Raw genomic sequence first — 4,944 nt, 5'->3', positions numbered from 1 at the left:
TGGCGTTAAATTCATCTCTTTTTAAAGTTTACTTGATTTTCTTTTAGTTATCATGAGTTAAGTGTCTACTTTGTTTTTATGGAGTATCAATAACGTATCTTTATTGTTCGACTAAGTACGATTTATCCAGTTCTTATAGTATCAATATCACGATATTGGATTGTGATAAAATACCATTTAAATATCTTTTGAAGTGTAAAACGTGGAAAACTGGGGGAAAGAAAAAAACTAAACGCTTAGAATTAAATGAATAACTCTACGCGCTTAGGTTTTTGTATTATTCAGTTCAAACTGCCTGTTCCACCACAATAAATTACTTTATCTCAAAGTATTCTAATAGCCCGTTATAGATTGATTCAGCGACTAATTTATGGTAATCATTGCTGCGTGCGTATTTTGCATCGAGGTCGTTATTCATATAACCTAGTTCAATCAAAATTGCGGGTTTTTCATTTTCTCTTAAGATAAGGTAATCTTGCTTACCATAACCTCGATTAGGTAAAGGTAAGCGACCTGCGATTTGGTCGTTAACCGCTTTGGCTAATGGTTTGCCACTTTTATGGCGGTAGTACGTGGTTGTACCTGATCCTTCATTAGGACTTTCGGTTGAATCATAATGTAAACTGATAAATGCATCTGCGTGACTTTCATTACTCTTCGCTGAAATGTTTTTTAAAGGTATAATTTCATCTTTACTTCGGGTCAGTAATACAGACATGCCGTGCTGGTTTAGTTCTTTTTTTATTGTTTTAGCAGTTGCGAGGGTCATGTCTTTTTCAAAATATTTTCCATCATTTGAAGAAGCACCAGGGTCATTTCCACCATGTCCAGGATCAATCATCACAACATATTCCGCAAGTGGTGTGTCTGGTTTCTTATCATCTTTTGATAATTGATGCTCAGTTAAATGCCATTGCTTCAGGTATCCTATTTGATTATCTTTGGTTTTAACTTTATACCATTCGTCTTCTGATTTTTCCATTGCGACCAGTGTGTCACCATATGTGAGCGCGGTTTTAACCGCAGTTTTTTGATTGGGCTTTTCATAGAGTGATGCTGTTTCTGTTGCAATAAATAATGGTGTTTCTTCTTTCCATTTTGGAAAGTCTTTTTTTTTGATGTTAAATGTATCAGAAGGAATCCATCCAATTTGATCATTGACTAGGACGCGGCTCCAACCATTTAATTCTAAATTAACTGTAATATGCGTTTTACGTTTTAAAGTATCCAAGGTTTTACTTTTTTCACTCGGACTTTTCTTTAACTCGACATCACTTTTTATTAAGATACCAGGTAAACTTGTATAAGGTCCAGATTCACCTTCAAAAATCAACCAATCAGCTACCCAGCCAGTCGATTTATCAGGTAATTGGATTTTGTACCAATTATTTTTTCTGTCTTGAATTGTGATGCGGTCTTCCCTGTGAACTTGGGATAAAATTGGAGAATTTACAGTGGGTTCTTGGCGCACATTAAGCGCGATTGTTTGAACAGTTGCGATTTGATTGTTCCCTTTCATCAAATAAAAGCCAAAGAATAAAAGGGTAAGAATCATGATATTCACAACTAATAATTTTAATGAATTTTTTTTATTTGTTGGGTTTCTCATTTGTTTACCTCATTTATAGATAGATAGAGACATTATATCAAAAAAGTTCTTAAAAAAGTAGTAATCACTAAAAGTAATTCGAATAGTATCTTGACTTTTAGTGCAATTTTTAGTATTTTAAAATGTATATATTAAGAATATCGTTGAAAGAGAAAATTCTTTGAATTCAGAGAGAACTGCCTTGGCTGAAAGCAATTCACAAAAAAGAAAGACACTCTGGAGATGGGTATGAAAAAGATACTCCGTTACGAGCGTTAATCGGTAAAGAAAAAATATCATATTGAGTCATGATGTTTTTTGAAAAATAGGTGGTACCACGTGTGAAATGCATTCGTCCTTGTTATTAGTAACAAGGGCTTTTTTTAATATCTAGGAATAAATGAGGGAGAGAGAAGTAGTGGAAAAAAGAACTGTATATTGTGGAGAAGTTTCAGAAGAGAATTTAAATCAGGAAGTCGTTTTAAAAGGATGGGTTCAAAAGCGACGTGATTTGGGTGGCTTAATTTTTATTGATCTACGTGACCGCGAAGGCATTATTCAAATTGTCTTCAATCCGGAAGAATCAAAAGAAGCTTGGAAAATTGCTGATGAATGTCGGACTGAATATGTCATTGGTGTTAAAGGAAAAGTTGTTCATCGTGTGGACGAAGCTGTGAATTTAAAAATGAAAACGGGTCGCTATGAAGTTGCCGCTGAGGAAATCGTTATTTACAACAAAGCAAAAACAACACCTTTTGTGATTGGCGACAATGAAAATGTGAATGATGATTTAAGAATGAAATATCGTTATTTAGATTTAAGAAGACCGGAAATGTATAAAAATATTCAATTGCGTCACCAAACAAGTCGTGTGATTCGTGATTATTTAAATGATAATGGCTTTATTGATGTTGAAACACCTTATTTATCTAAATCAACACCTGAAGGAGCACGTGATTATTTGGTACCTTCACGTGTGAATCCTGGTCATTTTTATGCGTTACCACAATCACCACAGACAACGAAACAGTTACTAATGGGTGCTGGAATTGATCGTTACTATCAAATCGTACGTTGCTTCCGTGATGAAGATTTACGTGGTGACCGCCAACCTGAATTTACGCAAGTTGATATTGAAACAAGTTTCATGTCAGCTGAAGAAATTCAAACTTATACTGAAGGCATGTTAGTCAAAGTCATGAAAGATGTAATGGATATCGACATTCCTGTGCCATTCGAACGTATGCAATATGATGATGCAATGGCTCGTTTTGGTAGTGATAAACCAGATACTCGTTTTGATATGGAATTAATTGATGTGCAAGAAGTTGTTGCTGAATGTGGTTTTAAAGTCTTCCAATCAGCAATTGAAAATGGTGGAGCAGTTAAAGCTTTAAATGCGAAGGGTGCAGCTGATAAGTATTCTCGTAAAGATATGGATAACTTAGGTAGTTGGTTAGGTCAATTTGGTGCTAAAGGGTTAGCTTGGGTTAAAGTTGAAGAAGAAGGTTTAAAAGGTCCAATCGCAAAATTCTTAACTGATATTGAAGCCGATTTAATGAAAGCAACAGATGCAGAAGCTGGCGATTTATTAATGTTCTGTGCCGATAAAAAAGAGGTTGTTTCAGCGTCACTTGGTGCACTTAGAAGTCGATTAGGTAAAGAGTTAGACTTAATTGACATGGATAAATTTAATTTCCTTTGGGTTGTGGATTGGCCTTTACTTGAATATGATGAAGAAGCCGGCCGTTATGCTGCAGCGCACCACCCGTTTACAATGCCAAAAGTAAGTGATTTAGAATTACTTAAAACAGCGCCTGAAAAGGTGTATGCACAAGCTTATGATGTTGTTTTAAATGGCTATGAAATCGGTGGCGGTTCACTAAGAATTTATCAACGTGAAGTTCAAGAAGATATGTTTGCAGCTTTAGGCTTTACTAAAGAGTCAGCACAAGAACAGTTTGGTTTCTTAATGGATGCAATGGAATATGGTTTCCCACCACATGGCGGTTTAGCACTTGGTTTTGACCGTTTGGTGATGCTTTTAGCGAAAAAAGACAATATTCGTGAAGTCATTGCGTTTCCTAAAAACAGTCGTGCGATGGATCTTATGGCGGACGCACCAAGTACTGTTTCAGATGTGCAATTAGCAGAATTAAGTATTGACGTTACAGCAGTTGACGAAGAAAAATAGAAATTAATAAAATCGAGGGGTTTAACTATGCTGAAAATGGAGCGTTTTAAAGAGACGCTTTTAGAGAGTGGCTATACGGAAAAGATTTCAATGGCCATTGTGAATGGTATTTTGCAAGCAATCGCTTTAAATTTATTTTGGAGACCTGGACACATTTATGCAAGTGGTGTGACGGGGTTAGGACAAATTATAGTAACGTTGACGGAGAACATCAGTGGGATGATCTTACCAATGGGGATTGTTCTTTATTGTTTAAACGTGCCATTGTTTGTACTAGCGTGGTTTAAAATTAGTAAAAAGTTTACAATTTTTACGATGTTTTCAGTTTTTATGACGTCTTTTTTCATCGAAATTATTCCGGTTACAACACTGTCGGATGATCCAATCATTTGTGCGATTTTTGGTGGGGCAGCGTGTGGTTTGGGAATTGGTTTAGCTCTTAAAGGTGGGTTATCTTCAGGTGGATTAGATATTGTGAGTATGACAATTAGAAAAGCAACTGGAAAGAATGTTGGCTCAATTAACATTATCTTCAATGCCTGTATTATTTTGGCATCAGGGTTCCTTTTTGGTTGGCCATTTGCTTTCTATAGTGCCTTTTCAATTTTTGTAAATGGTAAAGTTGTTGATATGGTCTATACACGCCAGAAAAAAATGCAAATTATGATTGTTACGAAACACCCGGATCTTGTGATTGAAGAAGTTCATTCAAGAATTCGTCGTGGTATTACGATTATCAAACATGCGGAAGGTGCGTTTAACCGTAATGAAGAAACGATCTTAATTTCGGTGATTACGCGTGATCAGATCCCATTGCTTCATTCGGCAATGCATCATTCTGACCCAAAAGCATTTGTAAGTATTTCTGAGAATGTCACGATTATGGGAAACTTTTACGACCCTATGATGTAAATGATTTATTAATAAATTTTGAGAGGCTAACCCGAAAGGGTGCCTCTTTTTTGTGGAGTGGATTGATTGATAAGCAGGAGTTCTGCTGGTTGGAATTCGGCACTAAGTTAAGCATGATATTTTGACAAAACCCGTCAAATTATCATGCTCGCCTTACCGCTCAGCTCAAAGCGCCTACGCCACCACCTTGATGAATGGGATTTTTAGAGCATGGGTTCAGCACCAAGCCAATCCTAGTATTCAGACAAAA

3 protein-coding genes are annotated in these 4,944 nt (G+C 36.1%); 2 read left to right on the top strand and 1 reads right to left on the bottom strand.

Annotated elements, in window-relative coordinates:
• Window positions 1-313: 313 nt before the first annotated feature.
• On the bottom strand, window positions 314-1,609 hold the full coding sequence (locus ESZ54_RS09500) for an N-acetylmuramoyl-L-alanine amidase (protein ID WP_136137440.1): 1,296 nt from the start codon (window positions 1,607-1,609) through the stop codon (window positions 314-316).
• 397 nt (window positions 1,610-2,006) lie between these two features.
• On the opposite strand from ESZ54_RS09500, the gene aspS reads away from it, so the two are divergent.
• Window positions 2,007-3,782 carry an aspartate--tRNA ligase gene (gene aspS / locus ESZ54_RS09495; RefSeq protein ID WP_136137439.1) on the top strand — a complete coding sequence of 592 codons (1,776 nt, stop codon included), beginning with the start codon at window positions 2,007-2,009 and terminating at the stop codon, window positions 3,780-3,782.
• 36 nt (window positions 3,783-3,818) lie between these two features.
• The gene (locus ESZ54_RS09490; protein WP_136137444.1) at window positions 3,819-4,694 is read left to right on the top strand and encodes a YitT family protein; all 876 of its coding nucleotides are present in this window, start codon (window positions 3,819-3,821) and stop codon (window positions 4,692-4,694) included.
• Window positions 4,695-4,944 lie beyond the last annotated feature (250 nt).

Source organism: Vagococcus silagei (assembly GCF_004795745.1).
Taxonomy (GTDB): domain Bacteria; phylum Bacillota; class Bacilli; order Lactobacillales; family Vagococcaceae; genus Vagococcus; species Vagococcus silagei.
Note: the sequence above shows the minus strand (reverse complement) of the source record. Positions and strands in the feature narration are given on the sequence as shown.